The following is a 24,332-nucleotide window of genomic DNA, read 5'->3' on the forward strand; positions in this document are numbered from 1 at the left end:
ATGGCCAAATGTCTGACTCAAAAAAGCTGACCGCTGGAGGCTGGAAGCTGACAGCTCTTTGTTAGATAAGTCCCTGGCACGCGATAGATTCAAGTTGCAGCCGATCGTATTTGCCCGAGGGAAGCAGCGGCAGCCGCGCCAGCCGACGAAACTCCCGAGGGCGTTCGGGACCGGATAACCGTCGAACGCACCAGTTTTCAAGACTGGATTCGTCGATCTCGCCGCGATAGAGCGCGACCAACCGATGCCCCCAGATATCGTCATCCAGACCCACGACGACGACTTCCCTGATCCCCGCCGCCTCGTGCAGCACCGCTTCGACGCGGGCCAGCGAGACATTGTTGCCGCCGATCACCCGAAGATCGTCCGCGCGGCCCAGCACCTTCAATTGACCATCGTCGGCCAGGCAGGCGAGATCGGCGGTCTCGAACCACCCATCCTCCAGACCCTGCCCCGGATCGCGGCTCGGGTTCGCATAGCCGGCCATCACCATGGCCCCGTAAATCCGTAGACGCGCGGGTCGCGACGCGCAACCGGGCGCCGCGACCTGAATCCCAGGCAGCAACCTGCCCACCAGCCCGGACTCCGGCGCCGTACCGGTCAAACGCTCGGTCGTGGCGATCTGGGTCGCGGTCTCGGTCATGCCATAGGTGAGATGGATCGGCCAGCCCGCGTCCAGCGCGCGCTGGACCAGGGAACGACTGGTCGCCTGGCCTCCCACCAGAAGTACGCGCAGATGGGGCGGCGGGGTCGGGTCGAGATCCAGCAGACGCGCCAGCATCGGCGGGACCAGCGAGAGATGGGTGACGGGGCGCGCGCGTAGATCGGCCATCACCGCTGGTGCCGCGAATCCCTCATGCAGCAACAGGGTCGCGCCAGCCAGCGCGCAGCGATAGCCGATGGAGATGCCGCCGACATGACTCAGGCGCAAACAGGTCAGCCAGAGATCGCCCGGCGCCAGACCCAGTCGCGCGTTGACCGCCAGCGCCGAGGCGAGAAGATTGTCGGCGGTCAGCATCGCGACCTTGGGCGATCCGCTGCTCCCGCTAGTCTTGATCAGGAGCGCGATGGCATCAGCCGCATCGCCCGTTCTAGCCGTGCCGCAACCGGTCGGAAACAGTCGCTCCGAGTCCGGATGCCAGCGCCACTCGGCCCCAGTCATGCCGGCGAGTGTCCGCCATTCGGTCTCGGCGGTTCCGGTCCGATAGGGAAAGAGCGCGGCCCCGATGCGGGCAAGCGCGAGTTGCATCAGGAGCAGATCCAGACCCGGCGAGTCGGGCGCCAGCACCGCTTGATTCGCGCCCAAGCCTTGGGCCCGCAGCGTGTCGACGCGACGCGCCAGACGCAGGGAGCGTTCGTGATTGTCCCAGACGTCGGCACCCCGGAGGAACGCGATCCCAGGCCTGGAACGCCAGGGCGCATCCGTGAAGTCAGGAACGGCGATCATGCGAGGCGACAATCCGTGCTGATATTCAGATGAAGGTGGACACGGTTTGGATTGCCCGCCACCAGCCCAGCCAGTCCGAGGACACTCGGCTACCAGCGGACCTCGAAGACGCAACGCGGCGCGCCATTGGCTTCACAGGCGATTTCAGTGACGACGGATTCGCGCTGGACTAAACGGCGAAACAGCCGCTCGAAGGTTCCGGCATAAAAGTCGCAGAGTGGCTCGGCGGCCGTGGCGCCACGGCACATCGGCGAATTGGCGATCAGGAGCTTGGGCGGATAGGACGGGTCGGCATCGAAGACACCGGTTCCGACAAAGGTCCAGGAATTACCGCGAATCGCCTTGATGAGGGTTCGGCAGGCCAGGCTGGGCGGCAGGATGGAGAGCAGCCGCTGGGCGGGCCGGGGAATGCGGTTGGCCAGCAGATAATCGCCGGTACGCAGCCCGGCATCCCGGGAGACCGAACGCGCGGCGGGAATCCCAAGTTGGACGCGCAGCGCGCCCTGCAGGGCGACCACTTCCTGTTCGTCGACCATCTCGGTCGGCATGGCCTGAAGATAGCGGTCGAGTCCGGCCAGATGAAAGAGATCCGTCACGGCCTGCCGACCCTGAGAGGCTTCCAATGACTCGGCAATGCGAATGATGGCGTTGGGACCGATGCGTCCCCGATGCACTGTTTCGTTCACGTCGGCAACCTGAAACGCCACTGACAACTCCCCCAATCCAGAAAGGCATCCTGCTCGGCGCACAGACCGCGCAGCAGATAGCGGCCCTCCGGAGTGACTCGAATCCCGTCCGAGGACACCTCGACGAGACCATATCCGGCTTTGTCGCAGAGACGATCATAGTCCTGCTTCAGATCCACCGCCGTACTGGCGGGCAGTTGCAGATTGCACATGAGATAAAGCACCGCCTCCCGCCGCCGCCGTTCGGCGTCGTTCAAGCGGTGCCCCCAGGCCACCGGAAACTGCCGAAGATCAAGATGGTTGTGCCAGCTCTTGAGATCCGACTCGTTTTGCACCAGCGCGCCGCCAATCTCGCCAATGGCGCTTGGCCCGAAGGCCAGAACCTGTTTCGCCGGCATCGTGGTGTAGCCGATCGCATTGCGGTGCAGACGGCCCTCGGTTTGGGCGTCGGCCAGTTCGTCGGTTTCGCGCACAAAGACATCCAGACCGACCCAGCGATAGCCCGCATCGGTGAAGGCGTGGACGGCTTCATGAAAAAGGGCCAGTTTTTCTGCGGAACTGGGAAGATGGTCGGCGTTGATCGCGTGCTGATGCGGCCGCGCGGAGGGGTTATGCGAATAGCTGAAGCAGGCGACTCGATCCGGGCTCAGATCGAGAATCTGATCCAGGGTCGACCGAAAACCCGCCGGGGTTTGAAAGGGCAGGCCGTAGACCAGATCGAGGTTGATACTCTGAAATCCGGTTTCGCGCGCGGTCTGGAAGACATCCCGCACCATGCTGAGCGACTGCACCCGACCGATCGCGCGCTGCACGTCGGCGTTGAGGTCTTGCACGCCGAAGCTGATCCGGCGAAACCCCAGCCCGTAGAGCAGTTCCAATTGACCGGCCGAGGATCGCCGAGGATTGCACTCGATGGAGGTGCAGGCATTGGGGGCAATCGTGAAGTGACGCTCAACGATCTCCATCAAACGGGCCAATTGAGGCTCATTGAGATGATTTGGCGTGCCCCCGCCCACATGCAATTGACTGATTTTTCGACCGCGACCGATAAGATCGGTCGCCATGGCCATCTCGCACTCGAGCGCGTCGAGATAGCGATCAACCTTCTCCAGGCTATGCGTGACCGTGGTATCGCAGGCGCAATAGAGACATCGCACATGACAGAAGGGGACATGCGCATAGACGGCAAGCTGTTCCTCCGGCCGTTGCCGGAGGTCGGTCAGCACTTCCCGATACTGCGCATCGCTGAAGGCGTTGTCTCCGACGAGATCCGACGCCGACAATGTGCACCCAAGTGGCGAATGGCCATACCGCTCAAGGAGTTCAAGCGGAAGACTGGAAGGTAGGGGAGGCGCCATGGTCGAAACCCGCTTAGTCAGGTTGTGCCGCTGTCATCTTCGGCATGGTCACGGTCCCGCGGACAGGGACCGAATCGACACCGCTCAGTTCAGACTCGTCGACCCGCAGATCGTCGGGCGCGGCGCAGACGGCAAGCCTGACCGGAGTGCCCCTAGAGTTCATGTCCGCCGCCAGATCCGGGCGATCCCGCTTCAATTGCGCGATTTCATCCATTGTCAAGACCTTGGAGGCATCGAATCCGAGATCGACCTCGGCGGACATCCCGTTCATCTTGAGTCGCCCAAGATCATAGAATTTCTTCGACGCCGTTGTCTTCGCGAACGCCTTGAGACAGCCCAGCATGTAGCGCCGCTTAAATTTATCCTTGATCCAAGGGTAGCTGAGGAAGCTCTTGAGCATGTAAAAACGGGCGTAATTTTTCAGCACGCCCTTCAGCACCTGCTCGCGCGTCATGAACTCGGGCTTCATGATCGGCGTCACGAAATTATACTTCGAGAAATCGCGAACCTCTACCTTGTCGCCAAGTTCCTCGAACAGTTCCGCGAAGGGCCAAGGCGTGAACATGTTCCAGTTGGCCATGTCCGCTTTCCAGTCCTGGGCCAGTTTGTAGGTCTCTTCGATGGTCTCCGGGGTCTCGTTTTCGAGCCCCATGATGAACTGCACCTCCGCGACGATGCCCGCGTCCTTGAGCAGCTTCACGGCGAGTTTATTCTGGGCGACCGTCGTCTGCTTGCGGAAGGTGTCCAGATTCAACTGGGAGACGGCCTCGGTCCCCAGCGAGACGTGGACGAGTCCGGCCTTGCGATAGAAGGGGAGCAGTTCGCGATCGCGCATGATGTCGGTCACGCGGGTATTGATCCCCCAATAGAGCGGCAGGTCGCGCTTGATCAGTTCGTCGCACAGGGCGATGAACTTTTTCTGGAAAATGGTGGGCTCCTCGTCGGCGAGGATCATGAAGCCGACATTGTAGTCACGCACCAGGGTTTCGATTTCGTCGACGAATTTCCTGGGATCGCGATGACGGTATTTGCGCCAGAATTTCCACTGCGAACAGAAGCGGCAGGTAAAAGGACAGCCGCGCGCGAAGTTCGGGACGGCCACGCGGCAATTCAACGGGGTATAGATATAGCGGTCCCAGTTCAGCAGGGACCAGTCCGGCGTCAGGGTGTCGAGATCCTCGATCACCGGATGCGCGGGCGTGGCGACCACCTGTCCTTCGTCATCGATGAAGGAGATCCCCCAGATCTTGTGACGCGCCTCGCGGTGCGTGCCGTCTTCGATCGCCTTCAGCAGCGCAACCGCGATCTCCTCGCCCTCGCCGCGGACGATATAGTCGATCCAGGGCGCCTCGCCAAGCACCTGCGTATACATGAAGGTCGCATGGATGCCGCCGAGCACGGTGATGGTGTCCGGATTCACCTCCTTGGCAAGCTGAAGCGTGGTTTGAGCCTTGTAGATCTGGGGCGTGATGGCGGTGGCCAGGACGACATCGGGTTTATTGGCACGGATGATCTCGCGCAGCTTGTCGTCGGGGATATCGTCGGTCATGGCGTCGACGAAGCGAACATTGGTCATACCCGCATGCTTCAATGCACCGCCGATGTAGGCTACCCAGCCAGGGGGCCAGTTACCGGCAATCTCCGCGCCACCGCAGTGATAGTTGGGCTGGATCATCAATATACGCATGGCTATACCTCAGGAACGGGTCAAACGGGATGCGGCGCGATTCGGCATTGTCGGCCATGAACTGCAGGCCGATCCAAGGGCCGGCACGGACTCGTCTTGTCAGGTCCGGGGCCGCTGGGGTACAGGCCGGGACACGCCCGGCGATGCTTCGAGGGCGATCATGCTCCACGGGTCACTCATGAGTTGGCCGAGAGACGGCTGCCGCAAATCCAGGCAAGACGGTAGCCGATTCCCGAGCGAGCTTATATGATTAAGGTCAAGGTGGCCGAGAATTCGGCAGTTAACAGCGCTTATCATGACCCGGAAATGGGCCTGAAGGATAGTGCCAAGGTTCGGTTTACGAGCGTCGAGACTGGAAAGGCGCCGCCGAATACCCTTCACGCTCCGGTCGCTATCCCAATACGGCTGCGTTTGCTCCACTGGCGCGTTTGCGGCGACGGCGTCTTGGTCCTTGTCGTGGAGCAGTGCGAGAGGGTAGCGCACACCTCGTTCTCGCCGGGATCGCTGGGCGGACGTTCCGAATCCCTCGCGTCGGGTGTCTCGCGCGGCGGCAACGCCCAGGCCCAGAGCGCCTCGTCGGGCAGCGGCAACACGAGTAGCCAGTGCTCCAGAATCGCCAGCGCCAGCAGGGTCGCCACCAGAGTCAATCCGACAGCGGCGGAACCGTCCGCATCGGGGGCGGACACCCTGAGCACGATCAAAACGACCAGAATCGTCGGCAACGTCACGGAGACCGGAAAGAGCAGGTTCATCCCGCGCTTCGCCATATAGGTCTTCAGATAGCGAAGGTGCTCGGGGAGCCAGCTCTCATTGAGGTTTGGAACGCCCAGGAACAGATTCAATTTCGCGCTCCAACGCATCAACCAGAGCACGACAAAGGTCCAGGTACCAACCTGATTCGGCTCGCCCCAGGAAATCGCGATCAGCAGCAAGCCCGTCGTCATGATGGCCAATTCATGATACAGACTGGTCATGATGGCCAGTCTGAAGCGTTTCCACTGCGTGCAGCCTTCCGGGCAGGGGGTCTTGCGCGGCCCGGTCGCGTAGCCGGTGAAATAACTCATTTCGAGTACGCCCCAGATCACCAGTCCACAGGTGAAGGCGAGGTAATTCATCGCGGTACTGGTGGAGATGCTGCTCGCGAACAGACCGAAGATCGCGATCGCCAGAACCGCCGCCCCGCCCAGCATGGTCCAGCGAAAGGTCCGTCCAGGCAGATTGTCGAGATACAGCACGACACCGGTGCTGAACCACCACAACCCAAGCGCATAGAGGATCGGAAAACCGAAGTCAGACATGGATTAGACCCAATTCTGGTACCGCTTCGGACCCGAACACGCGCGAGCCGATGTTGAATAAATCGTCAGCGTCAAATGTCGCCGTCTCGGGTTTGCGCGCGTGAGCGTGGTTCCGCCTGCGTCGAGTCAATGGGAATTCATTGGGGCGCGGCAGGAGGCGCCGGCAGGAGTTGCTCGAACGCGGCCTCATTGGTGGCGCCATAGGCTTTGAGTTCGAGTTGGATCCCGGTAATCGGATCCTTCAGGGTTAGATCGCCGCTTTCTCGCCTCGCTAGATGAAAGGGCTCCGAGAGATCGGCCTGATAGCCTTTGCGTTGACGCTCCATACTTCTCAAGACGCCACGAATGAAACCGCCCTCTCCAGGCGGCAGGGTTTGGATCAGGGCGCCGGTCTCGACGTCGTAGACCGCGACCGCTCCGTCGGCAAGATCCAGAAATTTGATCTCGCGCGCGAGCACCTCTGGTGTCACCGGCGCCAGATCCATTTTCGTACCCGTCAGACGCGCGACGCTAATCATCAGGATGATAAAACCCAACAAAGCAGCCATGGCGATCAGCACACCCTTCGGAAAAGGGCGGTTATTCAATGCGTCACTCAATGTCAGACCTCGTCAGGATAGGGTTTCGCCTGGAGACGCCAGATGATCGACCGACAGATCCGTGTCTTCCGTCTCGCGTCCGGCCAGTTCGGCGGACTGCTCCGAGTAGGCCCTTAGCGCATCCGCCAGAATTGCCGCCACCTTGTCCGCGTCCGGAACAGACCGGAGCATGGGTTGAGGCGGAGAGAAGTGCCATGGACGAACATGGGGCCAGAAAATGATATAGGAAGGATGCGCGGTCTCGGCAAGAAGCAGCGGAATATCCCCTGTCCCATCCCGATAGCGTTTCAGATCGGCAGTCCGAATCTGCTTGAAGGGAAGATTCATGATCATCTGGATGGCGACCCCAATCCGCATCACGACACGCTGGTTCGTAATGGTATAGACGGTCGCGCGGCTCATGGCCCAGCCGAGCAACGCCAGCGCGCCCACGGCAATCAATCCCAACACTAGAATCCACGACACGCCCATCAGCGCGCTCGCCGCGGACGAGTCCGCGGACCAGTCCACAGCGATACGCCAGACCGCGAGCACCGCGAAATAGATCGCGACCGTTCGGACATGAAAGGCACTCCGCGCCAGAGCCGTCCAGCGCGGAGCGCCCTGCCAAAGCATCTCCTCACCGGGAGGCAGACGCTCGGGCAAGCCGCGAATGGGCTCGAAGTCGTATTCCTTCACAGCAAGGGCTCAGCACGTTCCGGTGTTGCGTAGAGCTTGCCGCCGCCATAATAGGCACACACTTTGTCTTCTTCGTAGAGTGTGATCTGATCTGGCTTGGACAGCGCCGGAACATTTGCAAAATGCACCGCACGTAGCGCCAGCACCTTGATCTTACGGGCCTTCTTGTCGAATTTGCAGAAGTTGATTGGCAGCATCGCCTGCTTGCCGCCCTGCGCGACCTTCATTTCGAGGTAGCGAATCTGCGGCTCGGAACGATCCACCCAGACATCGGTCACGGTGCCGGCAACCTCTCCGTCCAGGCCAACGACCGTCATGCCGCGCGGATCCGGATCGCGTTCGGCGATCGAGAAATCCTTCGCGACACGCAGCGGCACGATCTTGGGTTGACCTTCGTGGGTCAGATCCAAGTGTTTTTGACGGTCTGGCGAGGCGCCTGGTCCCACGCCAGCCAGCATCGGGTCGCCGATGGGATCCAGCGGCGCGCCCTGGAAGGGAGCGGATGGAGTGGCATTGAGCTTCGCGGCCGGAGCCTCCTGGCGCGGCGCATAGACGGTGCCGGCATTATGCGGGAGCACGAACTTCTTGGGGCTCGGCATGCCGGGAAAACCGACGATCTTGACCCGTCCGCCCGAACGCTCGGTCCGGCTGGACTCCAGCGGATAACCCTCACGCTTGTCCTCGGCGTGAAGATAATAGACGAGCCCGGCAAAGAAAAACCAGAACGCCCAGATCGCGAGTTGAGCAACGTCGATATATTCAGTGATGGCAGCAGACATGATGTAAACCTCCGTAGGACGAATGACTAGCCTTTGAAGAAGGCTAGGCCGAAGCGCGTTGAGCGCCCTTGGCTCCGGGTTTCAGCAAACCCGGAAAGAACCAAAAACGACCAACATGACGAAAAAAAAGAGTCTCATACACGGACCAACTCCAATGCCTGAGACATATAAAACCCGAGCACAATACGCCGCGTGCGCTGGGGCTTCCAGCAACTCAGCAGCGGCTCCGCAGCCAGGAGTTTGCGCAGGGCGCCCTCGCTGACCGGCTCGATCGCCGGCGACCGATCACTGCGCGGAAACAGCCGCCCGACCGCGAGCATGATCGTCAGCGGCAGCGTCCGCGGGGCGAACGTGAAGATCATCGAGCCACTGGTACGCTCGGCAAGTCCCGCCAGAACCTTCACCGCGTCGGCGGGGCGATAATGGATCAGTGAGTCCATGGCGACCACATGATCGAAGCGACCGTGTGCCGGATCGAGCATGTCGCCCGCCTGAAAGGTCACGGATCCCGCGCCTAGATCGGTCGGCGTGCGCTCGCGGGCAATCTCGATCAGGGTCGGCGCCACGTCGATCGCGACCACCTCCGCGCCACGGCGCGCCGCCTCGACCGCCAGCATGCCAGTACCGCAGCCGGCATCGAGCAGGCGTTTGCCGGTCAAATCGGCGGGCAACCAGTCGAGCAGCGTGTTGCGCATGTCGTCGCGACCGGCACGCACCGTGGCGCGGATGCGGCTGACCTTGGCGTCCGAGGTCAGTTTCGACCAGGCATCGGCGGCCGTGCGATCAAAATAGGTTTTGATCTTGGCCTGCCGTTCTTGATAGGAAGCCTTGACCATCAATCAAACCCCAGAAAATCAAAGATCTCGCGATCGCGCATCGGTTGCGCCGTCAAGGGCTCGACGCCTTCCCATAATTTTTCCGCAAGCTGAAGATATTGCTGTTTGGCCTCCTCCAGCCCCGGACCCGGCTCCATCTCGAACAGGGTGGATTTCTTCAGGCGCGAGCGTCGGATGATGTCCAGATCCGGCAGATGCGCCAGCCGCTTGAGCCCTACAGCGTCGTTGAAGCGATCGATTTCGTCGGTATTGACGCTACGATTGGCGATGACGCCCCCGATCCGCACCCCATAATGTTTCGACTTGGCCACGATGGCCGCCGCGATGCGGTTCATGGCGAAGATCGAGTCGAAGTCGTTGGCGGTGACGATCAGCGCGCGCTCGGCATGTTGTAACGGAGCCGCGAAACCGCCGCACACCACGTCGCCAAGCACGTCAAAGACCACGACATCGGTATCTTCGAGCAGATGATGCTGCTTGAGCAGCTTGACGGTCTGACCCACGACATAGCCGCCGCAGCCGGTGCCCGCGGGCGGGCCGCCAGCCTCGACGCACATAACGCCGTTGTAGCCTTCGTAGACATAATCGCTGGGTCGCAGCTCCTCGGCATGAAAATCCACCGACTCCAGAATGTCGATGACGGTCGGCACCAGACACTTGGTCAGGGTGAAGGTCGAGTCATGCTTGGGATCGCAGCCGATCTGAAGCACGCGCTTGCCAAGCTTCGAGAAAGCCACGGACAGATTCGACGAGGTCGTGCTCTTGCCGATGCCGCCCTTGCCATAGACGGCAAAAACCTTGGCGGTATCGATGCGCAGATCGGGATCGAGTTGCACCTGTACGCTGCCCTCGCCATCGGGGTTCTTTGGCAGGCCAAACATGCCGCTGGGAAATTCCTGCATCGTCACGCCGCCGCCTCCTCGATCACACCCTCAAGCCGATCTTCCAATTCTTCTCCCGCCCGGCGTAATGCCTCAAGCGTCGCCTCGTCCGGCGACCAGTAGTTGCGTTCATGGGCCTCGATCAGTCGATTGGCGACCTTCGCCGAGGCGGTCGGGTTGAGTTGGGCCAGCCGATTACGCATCTCCTCGTCGAGCACGAAGGTCTCGGTGAGCTGCTGATAGACCCAGGGCGCGACCTGTCCGGTCGTGGCCGACCAGCCCATGGTGTTGGTGACATGGACCTCGATCTGACGCACGCCTTCGTAGCCGTGCTTGAGCATGCCTTCGTACCATTTCGGATTGAGCATGCGGGTGCGGGTCTCCAGCGCCACTTGCTCGGCCAAGGTGCGAACCACGCCGTCGCCGCGCGTCTGATCGCCGATATAGACCGGCACCTCGTCGCCCTTGTACTGACCGACCGCGCGGGTGATGCCGCCGAGGGTGTCGAAATAATGGTCGACGGTGGTCACGCCCAACTCGACCGAATCCAGGTTCTGATAGGCCAACTGCACCGTGCTCAGCACGCTCTTCAAGAGCGCCGCCTGCTGCACCGGCTGACCCGAGCGGCCGTAGGCAAAGCTCTTGCGGCGGGTGTAGGTCTCGGCGAGTTCGTCGCCTTCGTCCCAACTGCTGCTGTCGACCAGATAGTTGACGTTCGCGCCATAGGCGCCGTCGGCGTTACTGAAGACGCGCAACGCGGCCGTTTCCAGATCGCAACCCTGCGCCTCCTGATAGGCGAGCGCGTGCTTGCGGATGAAGTTTTGCTCCAGCGGCTCGTCGGCCGACGCGGCCTGGAAGGAGGCTTCGGCCAGCAACTTGGTCTGCAAGGGGAGCAGATCGCGGAAGATGCCCGACAGTGTCATGACCACGTCGATGCGCGGGCGACCCAGCTCCTCCAACGGAATCAGGGTCGCGCCCGCCAGTCGGCCATAGTTATCGAAACGCGGACGCGCGCCGATCAGGGCCAGCGCCTGACCGATGGGGCCACCCTCGGTCTTGAGGTTATCGGTGCCCCAGAGCACGATGGCGATGGTCTCGGGGAAGGGATTGCCCTCCGCCATGTGGCGCTCGATTACGCGGGTGGCCTGCAGGAAACCATCTTTCACGGCATAGATGCTGGGCAGGCGGAAGGGGTCGAAGCCATGCAGGTTGCGACCGGTCGGCAGGATCGCCGGGGTACGCAGCAGGTCGCCGCCAGGGGCCGGACGGATAAAGCGCCCGTCGAGCGCCCGCAGCATCGCCGGGATCTCGCTGTCCTGTATGAGCAAGCGGTCGATTTCGGCGAGTTCGCGGAACAGCGCCACGTTTTCCTCGCTGGTCGCCATCCCGCCGGCCTTCAACGCCTTCTCTGGCGACTTGCCGGCCATTAACGCCCTGATCGAATGACGATCTGGGCGGATGTCCTTCAGTGACTCGGCCACCGCCTCCAGCATATCCAGCCGCTCGTCCTCGGTTGGCGCCTCGCCGACGACATGGAGCCCGTGCGGAATCAGGGTGTATTCGAGTTCCAGTACCTTTTCGTTGAGCGTGACGACCTCGGATTCAGCGGACTCGCACCAGGCGGGCTCCAGTTTGGCCAGTTCCAGCTCGGCGGCCTGAGCCTGGATCAATTCGGCAAGTTGAGTGCGCTCGTCAACATCGTCTGGCGGCAGCCCGCGCCAGCGCTCCATGGAACCCTTCAGATCGACCAGCCCCTTATAAAGGCCAGCATGCGCGATCGGCGGCGTCATGTAGCTGATCAGGGTCGCCGCGGCGCGCCGCTTGGCGATGGTGCCCTCGGACGGATTGTTCGAGGCATAGAGATAGATGTTCGGCAGATCCCCGATCAGACGATCCGGCCAGCAGGCGCCGGACAGACCGGCCTGTTTGCCGGGCATGAACTCCAGCGCACCATGGGTGCCGAAGTGCAGCACGGCGTGAGCGCCGAAATCCTCGCGGATATAGCGATAGAAGGTGGTGAAGGCGTGGGTCGGGGTAAACCCCTTTTCGAACAGCAACCTCATGGGGTCGCCTTCGTAGCCGAAGGACGGCTGGATGCCGACGAAGATATTGCCGAACTGGGCGCCAAGCACGAACAGCGAGCCGCCGTCGGTCTGATGCTTGCCGGGCGCCGGACCCCACTGCTTTTCGATCTCGGCGAGCCAGGGCTCGCGGCGCACATGGTCGTCGGCCGGGACGCGGATATGGACATTGGCATGGGCGCCGAAGCGGGCCGCGTTACCGTTGACGATGCGCTCGCGCAGGTCGTCCAGATCCTCGGGCAGGTCGACGCGATAACCCGCCGCGTCCATGGCGAGCAGAGTGCGATGGAGCGACGCGAAGACCGACAGATAAGCGGCCGTGCCGGTGTTGCCGGCATTGGGCGGAAAATTGAAGAGCACGATCGCGACCTTGCGCTCGGCGCGCTGGCTGCGACGTAGCCGCACCAGATGCTCCACACGCGCGCCCAGCGCCTCGGCGCGTTCGCCATGCGACTGCATGTCGCGCGCATCGTTGTTCCCGCCGCCATTGCGACCGCCATAGACCATGGAGCCGGTCGCGCCGTCGAGTTCCGGAATCGCGACCATCATGGTCGCCTCGACCGGGAGCAGACCCTGATTGGAGTCTTCCCATTGGTCGAGGGTCTGGAACTCCACGGCCAGGGTCGAAAGATAGGGCACGTCGAGCCGGGAGAGCATTTCCTCGGCGGCCTTGGAGTCATTATAGGCGGGACCGCCCACCAGCGAAAAACCGGTCAGCGAGACGACCGTATCCACCGTCGCCTGTCCGTCCTTCATGAAGAATTTTTCGATCGCCGGGCGCGCATCCAGACCGCTGGCGAAGGCCGGCACGACTTGCAGCCCGCGCGCTTCGAGCGACTCGATCACACCGTTGTAATGACTGGCGTTGCCGGCGAGCACATAGGAGCGCATCAGCAGCAGACCGACCCGGCCTTTGGGCTTGGCGTTGACAACCGGAAGCTGGGAGAGCTTGTCGGAGATGTGGCCCTTCATACGCGGGTGATAGATCCCGACTTCGGGATATTCGACCGGGGCGGCGACCTTCAGGGTGCCGCGCAGATGACGGCGCGGACCGTCGGCATAGCGATCCACCAGGAAACGGACCATGTTACCGAGGTTCTCGTCGGAACCGGCGAGCCAGTATTGCAGGGTCAGGAAATAGGCGCGCACGTCCTGGGCGGTACCAGGGATAAACCGCAGCAGCTTAGGGATGCGCCGGAGCATCGACATCTGCTGGGCGCCGGTGCTCTGCTTGCGTTCCTTGTTGCCGCGCAGCCGTTTGAGCAGGGCCATGGGGCCGCCCGGCGTGCCATCCATCGCGAAGCCGCCCATGCGGGTCATCTTCATCAGCTCGCTGGCCGACATGCAAACGATCATGGCGTCGCAGTGGTCGCGACGGGCGGCCATGGCGGACAGGATCGGTTTGAAGTGATCCTCCATGACCAGCATGGTGGTCATCACGATGTCGCCCTCGGCGATATCGGCCAGACAGCGTTCCAGCGCCTCGGGCGAATCGGCCCATTCGGTGGCGGCGTGCAGATTCAGGCGCAGACCCGGCAACTCGCGCTGCAGCGACGGAAGCGCGCGTTGCGTCGTCCCCGAGAGATGCCCATCGAGATTGACGATGACGACACGCACCGGCGTCGCATCGGAAGTTTTGGCACGCATCTCAGCGACCGAAGTGCGCTTTGGCATCGTAGAGCGTCTCCACAGTAATGGTTAGGATCCCTCGTTCTTGCGCGAACCGCTCAGTGTTGCGACGCGCCTTTCCACGCACGAAAAAGGGGATCTTTTTCAGTTCCTGCTCGGCTTCCGATGTCCAAGCCATGCTGTTTTCGTCGGTCGCGGCAACCGTCTCCACCGTGGATCCAGCGCCCCGCGAGCGTTCCTGGCTGGGATGAGCGGTTCGGGCGCCCGGCCCCAGATGCGAGGGCGTCGCGCCATCGTGAAACTCGAAATCCTCCCGGAACATGGTAATCAGGTGCTCTTCGAGCCCCATCATCAAGGGGTGGACCCAGGTATCGAAGATGACATTCGCACCCTCGAACCCCATCTGCGGCGCATAGCGGGCAGGGAAGTCCTGAATGTGCACCGGCGCCGAAATGACCGCGCAGGGAATGCCGAGCCGCTTGGCGATGTGGCGCTCCATCTGGGTGCCAAGCACCAGTTCGGGATGCGCCTCGGCAACACGCGCCTCGACGTCCAGATAATCGTCGGTAATCAGCGGTTCCACGCCATAGCGTTTCGCCGCCTCACGCACCTCGCGGGCGAATTCGCGGGCATAGGTTCCCAGCCCCACGACCGTGAACCCAAGTTCTTCCGTCGCGATCCGCGCGGCGGCGACCACATGCGTGGCGTCGCCAAAGATAAACACGCGCTTGCCGGTCAGATAGGTCGAATCGACCGAGCGCGAGTACCACGGCATTCTAGACCAGATCGGTTCCTTCGTGGCACTGACATCGATGCAGGCGACACGCCCGACCTCGGCGATGAAATCACGGGTCGCGCCGATCCCGATCGGTACCGTCTTGACAGTCCGCTGGCCGAACATGCGCTCCAGCCAGAGACAGGTCTGATCGGCCAGTTCGGGATAGAGACAGACATTGAAGTCGGCCTCGGGAAGACGCAGCAGATCCTCGGGGCTCGCGCCAAGCGGAGCCACCACATTCACATCGACCCCGAGCGAATCCAGCAGCCGGCTGACTTCCACGACATCGTCGCGACAGCGGAATCCCAGCGCGGACGGCCCGAGCAGATTCGCCAGCGGACGCGCACCCGCCTTCCGCAGCTCGCGCTCGGCGCCGGGCGCGGGCACCCGACTCTTGAGCAGTCCGCGAACCAATTGATAGAAGGTCTCGTTGGCACCCCAGTTTTCCTTGCGCGTATAGGCCGGCAGTTCGAGCGACAGAACCGGGATCGGCAGGCCCATCCCCTGCGCCAGCGCGCCCGGCTGATCCTGGATCAGTTCGGCGGTGCAAGACTCGCCGATCAGGAGCACGCGGGGCGCGAAGCGGTCGCAGGCCGCCTGGATCGTGCTCTTTACCAGTTCGGCGGTATCGCTGCCCAGTTCGCGCGCCTGAAAGCTGGTATAGCTCACCGGCGGGCGCTGCCCGCGCCGCTCGATCATGGTAAAGAGCAGATCGGCGTAGGTATCCCCCTGAGGCGCGTGCAGGACGAGATGGACCCCGTCCATCGAGGCGGCGATGCGCATCGCGCCGATATGGGGTGGTCCTTCGTAGCTCCAGAGCGTCAACTGCATGAGATCAAACCCGCAACAAGGCGCCGCGCGCCAGCGGACGCGCGAAAAGTTCAGCCAGATCCGCCGCCTGGTCGAAGCCATGCACCGGCGTGAAAACCAGCTCGATCGACCACTTGGTCCGCAATCCTTCGGATTCCAGCGGATTGGCCAGACCGAGTCCGCAGACGGTGAGGTCGGGCCGATCGGCACGGACGCGGTCGAGTTGGAGGTCGACATCCTGACCTTCGGTCAGACGCACTCCGGTCGGCAACAGCGCAAGCTCCGGCTCCATGAGCTGACGGTCCAGGAAGGGCGTCGCCACCTCCACCAGTTCCATACCGCATTCGCGGCTCAGGAAACGCGCGATCGGAATCTCCAACTGCGAGTCCGGCAGGAAGGTGATCCGCTTGCCGGCCAGCGCCTCGCGCTGACGCCCCAGACTGAGCTTGGCGCGGGCGACCGCCGGGGCGGTGACGGCTTCCAGCCGCTCGGACGCAATCCCCCAGACATCCGCCGCCGCCCGCAACCAGCCGAGCGTCCCCTCGATGCCGAAGGGATAGGGCGCGGTCAGCAGGGTCGCGCCCCGCCCCTGGAGCGCGCGCGCCGTCTCGCCCAGAAACGGCTGGGCCAGCAGGAGACGGGTTCCGCGACCGACTGGCGGGAATTCGCTCGCCCGGCGCGGCGGCAGGAAATGCACCGGACCGATGCCGAGGTCGGCGAACAGGCGCTGGAACTGGTCCTCGACCACGTCGGGCAGGGTGCCGAGCACCAACAGCGAGCGCTCGGTGTCCGCGAGCGCCGGGAGTTCGGGAACCAGCGACATCAGACAGGCATCCTCGCCCTGCGTGAAGGTCGTCTCCAGACCGCTCGCGGAATAATCGAGCACCCGCACCCGGCCCCGATAGGCGGCGGACAGACGCTCGGCGGCCTTGGCGAGATCCAGTTTGATGACCTCGGACGGACAGGAGCCGACGAGAAACAGGGTCTTGATGTCCGGGCGCCGCTCCAGGATCTCGGCGGCCACGCGATCCAGTTCCTGATTGCAATCGGCCAGACCGGCCAGATCGCGTTCCTGAAGGATGGCGGTGGCGAACCGCGGCTCGGCGAAGATCATGACCCCCGCCGCCGACTGCAACAGATGGGCGCAGGTCCGCGAACCGACGACCAGAAAGAAGGCGTCCTGGATCTTGCGATGCAGCCAGACGATCCCGGCCAGTCCGCAGAAAACCTGACGCTGACCGCGCTCGCGGGTCACCATCGAGGCATCGCAGTCCGTGGCCTGAGCGCTTCTTGAGGGGTTGTTGGAGCCAGTCATTCCGCAGCCTCGGCAAGCGCGCCGTCCGGGCGGTCGCGGCGCGCCGCATCCAGCCGCGCGGCGCGCAGCTTGATCAGGAACTGACCCGCGTTGATGACATAGGTGGCATAGGCCGCCAGCGCCAGCAGCATTTGTCCCTGCACGTCGACCATCTGAGTGGCCAGCGCGACCAGATAGGCCGTATGCAGCGCCAGCACCAGCATGCTGAAAACGTCTTCCCAGAAAAATGCCGGCGCGAATAGATAGCGGCCGAAGACCACTTTCTCCCAGATCGCGCCCGTGATCATGATGGTGTAGAGCACGAGCGTCTTGACCACGACCGAAACCGTGGCAATCCCCTCGCCCTCGCCGGTCGCCAGATAGCGAAGCACCAGATAGAGGCTGACCAGAAAAACCACGAACTGGATCGGCGCAAGAATCCCCTGGACCAACGTCCATGGCGAGGCGTCCCGTCGCAGACGTTCCTCTGGGGTATAGAGCGGCGGGCGCGGGGCTGAATTGGATTGGCGATGGGTCATCTCTGGGCCGGAGTCTCTGGACATCCTATCGATCATTACTGAAACCATAGGCAGAAATCTAGTCTGCTTTCAGGCAGGCGTCAACCAGGGTTTACGTAAACCTGACTTGACAACTCCGCGCAAGCCACCACAATAGGCTTTACGAGTCCGCATGACAGCAATGTCGCATCGCAGTGCGATAGTCGCCTGTCTCCGGTTCGTTCGGTCTGGCGATCCCAGGATCACACACCCCATGCCGAGACACGCTTTACTCCCGAAACAGCACGCTTCGCCGTTTTTGGGTTTTTTCAGGATCAATCCGGCGAGTCCGCCGCTGCTGTCCCCGCGTTGGGTCCACGGGGGGCACGCCTAGAAGGCACTGGAGGGTCTGGTCGCCGTGAGTCCGTTCAGAGCCCCGCTGGAATCCATTGGCAATCTTGACGCCGAAACGGCGGCCGCCTTGATCGAAGGCACGGCGGACATTGCCGTGGTGATCGATCATAAAGGTATTGTCAGCGATATTGCCTTTGGCAGCGACGACCTGTTGTCGGACTTCAACGCCGACTGGGTCGGGCAGCCCTGGCTCTCGACGGTCCTGCCGGAAAGTCGGCCGAATCTCGAAGCGCTTCTCGACGAATCCAATCATCGCAGCGTCACCCGCTGGCGGCAAGTCAGCCATCCGTCCTCGCGCGGAGCCGATATCCCCATTCAGTACCGCGCGCTGCGCATCCGGGAGAAGGGTTCCGTCGTCGCGGTGGGAAGGAACCTGCAGGGCATGGCGGCACTCCAACAACAGTTGGTCGACGCCCAGCAGGCGCTGGAGCGCGACTATTGGCGCTTCCGTCAGGTCGAAACCCGCTACCGACTTCTGTTCCGGATGGTCTCGGAGGCCATACTCATCATCGACGCGCCCACGCAGCGCGTGGTCGAAGCCAATCCAGCCGCGGGCCAACTCCTCGGCGAAACGCCGACCCGCGTGATCGGCCGGCCATTTCCCGAAGGCTTCGATCCCGAAAGCACGCAAGCCATCAACAGCCTGCTGGCCGGCGTGCGCGCCGCCGGTCGCGCCGACGATGTGCGGGCGCGACTCATCGACAGTCTGCAGGAATTCCTCGTCTCGGCGTCCCTGCTGCGCCAGGAAAACGTGACCTTTCTGCTGGTCCGACTGTCGCCGCTGCTGGCCGACACCGCCGTCGCCGCCATGCCCGAAGCCAAGGCCCGCTATCTGCGGGTGCTCGAAAACGCGCCGGACTGCGTGGTGATCACCGACTCGGACGGCCGCATCCTGACCGCCAACGGCACCTTTCTCAGTCTGGCCGAAATCGCGACCGAGCAACAGGCCAGGGGCGAATCGCTCGACCGCTGGCTGGGCCGACCGGGGGTCGACCTCAACGTGCTGATGGCCAATCTGCGCCAGCATTCGACCGTTCGACTCTTCGCGACCATGCTTCGCGGCGAATACGGCTCCACCACCGAGGTCGAAATCTCAGCCGCCGCGGTTCGCAATGGCGAACGCCCCTATTTCGGCTTCTTCATCCGCGACGTGGGACGGCGTCTGAGCACCGAGCAGCCCCCCAGCCCCGAGCAGACCCGCTGGCTGGACCAATTGACCGATCGGGTCGGACGGGTGCCGCTGAAGGAACTGGTCCGCGAATCCACCGATACCATCGAGCGACTCTGTATCGAGGCTGCGCTCAAGTTGACCGGCGACAATCGCGCCTCGGCCGCCGAACTGCTGGGCTTGAGTCGGCAAAGCCTCTACGTCAAAATCGACCGCTATGGCATTGCGGCCGACCACGCGTCCGAACTCCACGCGCCCGACAAAAAAATCGTGCATAAACCGCGTCCAGAGTGACAGGCGCTATTCCGCATGTCCCTAGCCTCGCGGCGACTCACGGTGATCGGCGAGACGCGATTTAACGGTTCAAAATAACCGATTGAAGCCGTGCTGCCTTAGACCCTGGTTGGATCGATTGCAACCGATCCGATGGATAAACAACGCATACCGCGCCGGGCGCGGTTTAACAGGCCCCCGCATGAATCGACCGACTCCCGCAGTAACCGCCACCTACCCGGCTCCATCGGCGATCTTCGAGGTGCTCCATCCCATCACCTGGTTTCCGCCCATGTGGGCCTTCAGTTGTGGCGTGATTTCCTCCGGTCAGCCCATCCTGGCGCAGTGGCTGGTGGTCATCGCCGGCATCATCCTCGCGGGCCCCTTGATGTGCGCCACCAGTCAGGTCGTCAACGACTGGTATGACCGCGATGTCGATGCCATCAACGAACCGCATCGCCCGATTCCCTCGGGGCGCATCCCCGGACGCTGGGGGCTGTACCTCTCGCTGATCTGGACCACGGTCTCGCTCGCGCTCGCCTACGCGCTCGGCCCCTGGGTGTTCGGCATCGCCCTGGTCGGCATGGCCATCGCCTGGGGTTACAGCGCCCCGCCCTTCCGCTTCAAAAACAACGGCTGGTGGGGCAACCTGGCCGCCGGCGTCTCCTACGAGGGGCTGGCCTGGATCACCGGAGCGGCGGTCATGATCGGTGGCGCCCTACCCGACTGGGAGATCCTCGCACTCGCCCTGCTCTACAGCCTCGGCGCCCACGGCATCATGACGCTCAACGACTTCAAGGCGATCGAGGGCGACACCCAGATGAATGTCCGCTCGCTGCCGGTCCAGCTCGGCGTCGACGGCGCCGCCCGCGTGGCCTGTCTGGTCATGGGCCTGCCGCAGGCGGTGGTCATCGCCCTGCTCTACTCCTGGGACAAACCGGCCCACGCCATGGCCGTCGGCGTTGTGCTGTTGATCCAGGTCGGACTCATGATTCGCTTCCTCGGCAATCCCCGCGAGCGGGCGACCTGGTTCAGCGGACTAGGTGTCAGCGTCTATGTCACCGGCATGATGATCAGCGCCTTTGCCGTACGCGCGCTGATTCAGGCCGCCTGAGAATCAATGATTCGCGTACCTGCGCGGACCACTTTCCACCAACGGACTTTCCCATGGCAAACCTCGAAACCTTTGACGCCGTTGTGATTGGCGGCGGCCCGTCCGGCGCGACCGCGGCGACCGACCTGGCCAAACTCGGCCGTACCGTGCTCCTGCTCGATCGCGCCGGACGCATCAAACCTTGCGGCGGGGCCATCCCGCCCCAGGCGATGCGTGATTTCGACATTCCCGAATCCATGCTGGCGAATCAGGTGAATTCGGCCCGCATGGTCTCGCCCACCGACCGCACCGTCGACATGCCCATCAACGGCGGCTATGTCGGGATGGTCGATCGCGAACACTTCGACGAATGGCTGCGGGAGCGCGCCGCCACGGCCGGTGCCGTGCGCCGGGTCGGCACCTTCGAGCGGATCGAACGCGACAGCGACGGCACCGCGCTGGTCTGTTATCGCCCCGGACAGGGGCGCAGCGACAACCCTTCCGAACAGGTACGTGCCCGTGCCGTGATTGGCGCGGACGGGGCGCATTCGTCGGTCGCCAAGCAATGCATCCCCGGCTCGGAGGGCATGAAATTCGTCTCCGCCTACCACGAAATCGTCCGCACCCCACCCAACGGCGGCGTGGCCGACTTCGACGGTACGCGCTGCGATGTCTACTATCAGGGCGACATTTCTCCTGACTTCTACGGCTGGGTTTTCCCGCACGGCGACACTACGAGCGTGGGCGTCGGCACTGCGGTCGAGGGCTTCTCGCTACGTTCGGCCTGTACCGAATTGCGCCGTCGCGCCGGGCTCGCCGAGGCCGAGACCTTGCGTCGCGAGGGCGCGCCGATTCCGCTCGAACCGCTGCCCTGCTGGGACAACGGACGCGACATCGTGTTGGCCGGCGACGCCTCCGGCGTGGTCGCCCCCGCCTCCGGCGAAGGCATTTATTACGCCCTGGTCGGCGGACGCCTGGCCGCCGAGGCGGTCGCCGAATTCCTGACCACCGGCAAGGCCAGCGCGCTCAAGAACGCCCGCAAGCGCTTCATGAAGGCGCACGGCAAGGTATTCTGGGTGTTGGGCATCCTGCAGCGGTTCTGGTACGCCAGCGACAAGCGGCGCGAACGCTTCGTAAGCCTCTGCGCGGACCCGGACATCCAGTATCTGACCTGGGAAGCCTATATGAACAAGCGCCTGGTCAAAGCCCGGCCCGGCGCGCATCTACGCATCTTTTTCAAGGATATGGCGCACCTGCTTGGCATCGTCTCGCCGGTGTCCAGCCAGCCGTCCAAGAACGCGGCACGCAATGGCTGAGTTCTTCGCCGGCGGCTGATCGACCTCCTCCGAAGAACGTGTCCATCAACTGTTTCCCGACTTGAGCGGCACTGTCCGGCCGCCATCGGGAAGTCGAAAATGGACCGTTTCTTAATGCGCGGACCGATTCGCGCGTCGCCGGATTCCACCGACGACCGCCGGCGCTTGGGTGGGATCCTCGGGCCAATGGTGCTTGGGATAGCGTCCCCGTAACTCCTTGCGAACGTCCGCGTAGCCGCGTGCCCAGAATCCGGCGAGATCCTGCGTGACCTGGATGGGACGCCGTGCCGGAGAAAGCAGGTGTAGCAACACGGAGACTCGACCGCCGCAGACGCATGGCGTTTCGGTCAGCCCAAACAACTCCTGGAGCGGCACCGCGAGGATTGGACGATCGCCGGTGACATAGTCGATGGGTCGGCGGTTCCCGGCAGGCGTCACGAGCACCTTGGGCGCGTCGCGCTCCAGACGCTGTTGTTGTTCCCAGGAAAGGCGCGCGGTCAGGATGGCCGACAGATCGAGCCGCTGGATCTCGGCCAGGCGCGACTTGCCGGCGAGCCAGGGCGCGAGCCAGTCCGCCAGGCTTTCGCGCAAGGCGCCCGAGGAGAGGTCCGGCCAACCGCCGTTTGCATCGTGCGCGCGTAACAACCCGACGCGTGCCTGGATCTGACGTGCCGCGTCGGTCCAGTTCAATGCCCGATCAAGCTGATCGCGGATGCGATCGAGCAGCAGCCCAGCCACGTCCGCTTGATCTCCCAGCGGTATCGGTCGGGAGTCGAGGACGATGGCGCCATAACGGGTAATCTCGCGAGCGGTCACGGAGTCGCGTTCGTGGTCCCAGGCGATCTGCCGGCGGGTCTCGATCCGGTCGGCGAACCGCGCGCGCAATTCCGTCTCGGCAAGCGGCAGCGCCAACTGGATACGCCCGTCCCGCCCACGCGCATCCAGCGCCGCGACCACCAGATAGGGATGGACGGCGAGCGCATCGTCGCGCGGGAGCAGGACGCCGGCGCCGGAGGCCAGTAGATAGCGATCGTCCGCGCCGTCGCGCCGCTGGGCGATACGCTCCGGATAGGCGAGAGCGAGAAGCGCGCCGGGAGAGGCGACGCCATCCGCCGGAGACGTCCCGAGCAGCCGCAGCAATTGCCGCGAGACGCGCTCGATGGCCGCGAGACGCTGCCGATCCATGCCGGACGGATGGCGCTTCTCGCGCAGGGCCTGGAGCGCCTGAAGTCGCGGACCCAGATCGGCCGACCGGGCAAGATCGGGTGCGGAGAGCATGGGGTCGCGCTCGGAGATCAGCGCGCAGAGATCGGCGGCGGTTTGGCGAGCCGCGGGCGCGGCACCCAGCAGCATCGCGGCAAGCCGCGGATGGATGGGCAGCTCCGCCATCGCGCGGCCCAGGCGGGTAAGCGCGTGCCCGGCATCCAGCGCGTCCAGCGCGCGCAAAAGCTCCACCGCTTGCTCCCAGGCCGGGGCGGGCGGCGGATCCAGCCAGCGCAGTCGCGCGGGATCCTTGACGCCCCAGAGCGCGAGTTCCAGAACCAACGGGGCTAGATCGGACTGGAGGATCTCGGGCGTGCGATGCTCCGGGCGGCCATGCTCCTGGGCCCGCGTCCAAAGGCGATAACAGACGCCCGGCCCCAAGCGTCCCGCGCGCCCGGCGCGCTGCTCGGCGGAGGCGCGCGGGATGGCCTCCGTGACCAGGCGGCTGAGTCCGGCGCCCGGATCGAAGCGCGGCTTGCGGGTCAGACCGCTGTCGACGACCACCCGAATGCCCTGGATAGTGACGCTGGTCTCCGCGAGATCGGTCGCGACGATCACGCGCCGCTGGCCGCCGGATTCGCCTGGCAGCAGCGCTCGATCCTGCGCGGCCGTCGGCAGACTGCCGTGGAGCGGCAGGACGATGACGCCGTCACCCGCGTGACGGGCGACCTGCTCCACGCAACGATCGATCTCGCCGGCGCCGGGCAGAAAGGCCAGGATATCGCCATCGTGTTCGGCGAGCGCCGCGCGGATGCCGGCGACCGTCGTCTGAACCGGATCGGAACCCGGCGTCCGTTCGGCGTACTGGACCGCGACCGGAAAGCTCCGACCCGCGCCGCGCACGATCGGCGCGCCGCCGAGCAGTCTGGCGACCGGTTCGGCGTCGAGGGTCGCGGACATGACGAGCAAACGCAGTTCCGGGCGCAGATTCGCGACGACATCCAGCGCGAGCGCCAGCCCGAGGTCGGATTGCAGGTTGCGCTCATGGAATTCGTCGAAAACGATCAATCCGACCCCATCGAGTCCGGGGTCGGACTGGATGCGTCGGGTCAGAATCCCCTCGGTGATCACCTCGATGCGGGTGCCTTGGCCGATCCGACGCTCGAAGCGAACCTGATAGCCAACCCGTTCGCCCAGACTCTCGCCGAGGAGAGCGGCCATGCGCGCCGCAGTCATGCGCGCGGCGGGACGGCGCGGTTCGAGCATGAGGATGCGCTGACCGTCCAGCCAGTCGGCATCGAGCAGGGCCAACGGAACTTGGGTGGACTTGCCGGACCCGGTGGGCGCCTGGAGGAGCGCGTGCCCTTGGCGCAACGCGGCCCGCAGTGCGTCCATCGCGGTTTCGATGGGGAGCGGTCGATCACGAACCGCGGGCGTTGTCGGCGGCATGGGCGCGCTCCTCTCCAATCGCGAAAAAATCCGGTGGGCTCAGTCTATACTAGGTTCCAGGTCAATCAACCGGATCCG

18 protein-coding genes are annotated in these 24,332 nt (G+C 63.6%); 3 read left to right on the plus strand and 15 right to left on the minus strand.

Going from position 1 to position 24,332, the window contains the following annotated elements; all coding sequences use genetic code 11:
* Positions 1-61 precede the first annotated feature (61 nt).
* The 14 genes from THIVI_RS11605 to bchF all read right to left on the minus strand — a co-directional run bounded on the left by THIVI_RS11605 (position 62) and on the right by bchF (position 17,380).
* Positions 62-1,447: an AMP-binding protein gene (locus tag THIVI_RS11605; RefSeq protein ID WP_014778788.1), complete on the minus strand. Its 1,386-nt coding sequence runs from the start codon at positions 1,445-1,447 to the stop codon at positions 62-64.
* A gap of 89 nt (positions 1,448-1,536) precedes the next feature.
* Positions 1,537-2,133: a bacteriochlorophyll 4-vinyl reductase gene (gene bchJ / locus THIVI_RS11610; RefSeq protein WP_041447541.1), complete on the minus strand. Its 597-nt coding sequence runs from the start codon at positions 2,131-2,133 to the stop codon at positions 1,537-1,539.
* Positions 2,130-3,491 (minus strand): oxygen-independent coproporphyrinogen III oxidase, encoded by a 1,362-nt coding sequence (gene hemN / locus THIVI_RS11615; RefSeq protein ID WP_014778790.1) that lies wholly within the window; start codon positions 3,489-3,491, stop codon positions 2,130-2,132. Before hemN ends, bchJ begins: the two co-directional genes overlap by 4 nt.
* Positions 3,492-3,504: 13 nt before the next feature.
* A complete protein-coding gene (bchE, locus tag THIVI_RS11620) occupies positions 3,505-5,178 on the minus strand; it encodes a magnesium-protoporphyrin IX monomethyl ester anaerobic oxidative cyclase (RefSeq protein ID WP_014778791.1) in 1,674 nt (557 codons plus the stop codon).
* Positions 5,179-5,555: 377 nt separating this feature from the next.
* Positions 5,556-6,476 (minus strand): putative photosynthetic complex assembly protein PuhE, encoded by a 921-nt coding sequence (gene puhE, locus THIVI_RS11625; RefSeq protein WP_014778792.1) that lies wholly within the window; start codon positions 6,474-6,476, stop codon positions 5,556-5,558.
* A gap of 137 nt (positions 6,477-6,613) precedes the next feature.
* The gene (puhC, locus tag THIVI_RS11630) at positions 6,614-7,063 is read right to left on the minus strand and encodes a photosynthetic complex assembly protein PuhC (RefSeq protein ID WP_245537257.1); all 450 of its coding nucleotides are present in this window, start codon (positions 7,061-7,063) and stop codon (positions 6,614-6,616) included.
* Between the two features lie 24 nt (positions 7,064-7,087).
* Complete coding sequence (puhB, locus tag THIVI_RS11635; protein WP_014778794.1) at positions 7,088-7,753, minus strand: photosynthetic complex putative assembly protein PuhB; 666 nt, start codon at positions 7,751-7,753, stop codon at positions 7,088-7,090.
* Positions 7,750-8,532 (minus strand): photosynthetic reaction center subunit H, encoded by a 783-nt coding sequence (gene puhA / locus THIVI_RS11640; protein WP_014778795.1) that lies wholly within the window; start codon positions 8,530-8,532, stop codon positions 7,750-7,752. Before puhA ends, puhB begins: the two co-directional genes overlap by 4 nt.
* 134 nt (positions 8,533-8,666) lie before the next feature.
* Complete coding sequence (gene bchM, locus THIVI_RS11645) at positions 8,667-9,368, minus strand: magnesium protoporphyrin IX methyltransferase (RefSeq protein WP_014778796.1); 702 nt, start codon at positions 9,366-9,368, stop codon at positions 8,667-8,669.
* On the minus strand, positions 9,368-10,270 hold the full coding sequence (gene bchL / locus THIVI_RS11650) for a ferredoxin:protochlorophyllide reductase (ATP-dependent) iron-sulfur ATP-binding protein (RefSeq protein WP_052315016.1): 903 nt from the start codon (positions 10,268-10,270) through the stop codon (positions 9,368-9,370). Before bchL ends, bchM begins: the two co-directional genes overlap by 1 nt.
* Before the next feature lie 2 nt (positions 10,271-10,272).
* Positions 10,273-14,004 carry a magnesium chelatase subunit H gene (locus THIVI_RS11655; protein ID WP_014778798.1) on the minus strand — a complete coding sequence of 1,244 codons (3,732 nt, stop codon included), beginning with the start codon at positions 14,002-14,004 and terminating at the stop codon, positions 10,273-10,275.
* Positions 13,979-15,568, minus strand: coding sequence for a ferredoxin:protochlorophyllide reductase (ATP-dependent) subunit B (gene bchB / locus THIVI_RS11660; protein WP_014778799.1), 1,590 nt, complete (start codon positions 15,566-15,568; stop codon positions 13,979-13,981). The genes THIVI_RS11655 and bchB overlap by 26 nt, the downstream gene beginning before the upstream one ends.
* 4 nt (positions 15,569-15,572) lie before the next feature.
* Positions 15,573-16,862 (minus strand): ferredoxin:protochlorophyllide reductase (ATP-dependent) subunit N, encoded by a 1,290-nt coding sequence (locus tag THIVI_RS11665; RefSeq protein WP_014778800.1) that lies wholly within the window; start codon positions 16,860-16,862, stop codon positions 15,573-15,575.
* Positions 16,859-17,380 (minus strand): 2-vinyl bacteriochlorophyllide hydratase, encoded by a 522-nt coding sequence (gene bchF, locus THIVI_RS11670; protein ID WP_014778801.1) that lies wholly within the window; start codon positions 17,378-17,380, stop codon positions 16,859-16,861. Before bchF ends, THIVI_RS11665 begins: the two co-directional genes overlap by 4 nt.
* 376 nt (positions 17,381-17,756) lie before the next feature.
* On the opposite strand from bchF, the gene ppsR reads away from it, so the two are divergent.
* The 3 genes from ppsR to THIVI_RS11685 all read left to right on the plus strand — a co-directional run bounded on the left by ppsR (position 17,757) and on the right by THIVI_RS11685 (position 21,602).
* A complete protein-coding gene (ppsR, locus tag THIVI_RS11675) occupies positions 17,757-19,214 on the plus strand; it encodes a transcriptional regulator PpsR (protein WP_014778802.1) in 1,458 nt (485 codons plus the stop codon).
* Between the two features lie 181 nt (positions 19,215-19,395).
* Complete coding sequence (chlG, locus tag THIVI_RS11680) at positions 19,396-20,307, plus strand: chlorophyll synthase ChlG (RefSeq protein ID WP_014778803.1); 912 nt, start codon at positions 19,396-19,398, stop codon at positions 20,305-20,307.
* A 53-nt stretch (positions 20,308-20,360) separates the two neighbouring features.
* The gene (locus THIVI_RS11685; protein WP_014778804.1) at positions 20,361-21,602 is read left to right on the plus strand and encodes a geranylgeranyl diphosphate reductase; all 1,242 of its coding nucleotides are present in this window, start codon (positions 20,361-20,363) and stop codon (positions 21,600-21,602) included.
* A gap of 111 nt (positions 21,603-21,713) precedes the next feature.
* On the opposite strand, the gene hrpB is transcribed toward THIVI_RS11685, so the two are convergent.
* A complete protein-coding gene (gene hrpB, locus THIVI_RS11690) occupies positions 21,714-24,254 on the minus strand; it encodes an ATP-dependent helicase HrpB (RefSeq protein WP_014778805.1) in 2,541 nt (846 codons plus the stop codon).
* Between the last annotated feature and the right edge of the window lie 78 nt (positions 24,255-24,332).

It is taken from the genome of Thiocystis violascens DSM 198 (assembly GCF_000227745.2).
Lineage (GTDB): Bacteria > Pseudomonadota > Gammaproteobacteria > Chromatiales > Chromatiaceae > Chromatium > Chromatium violascens.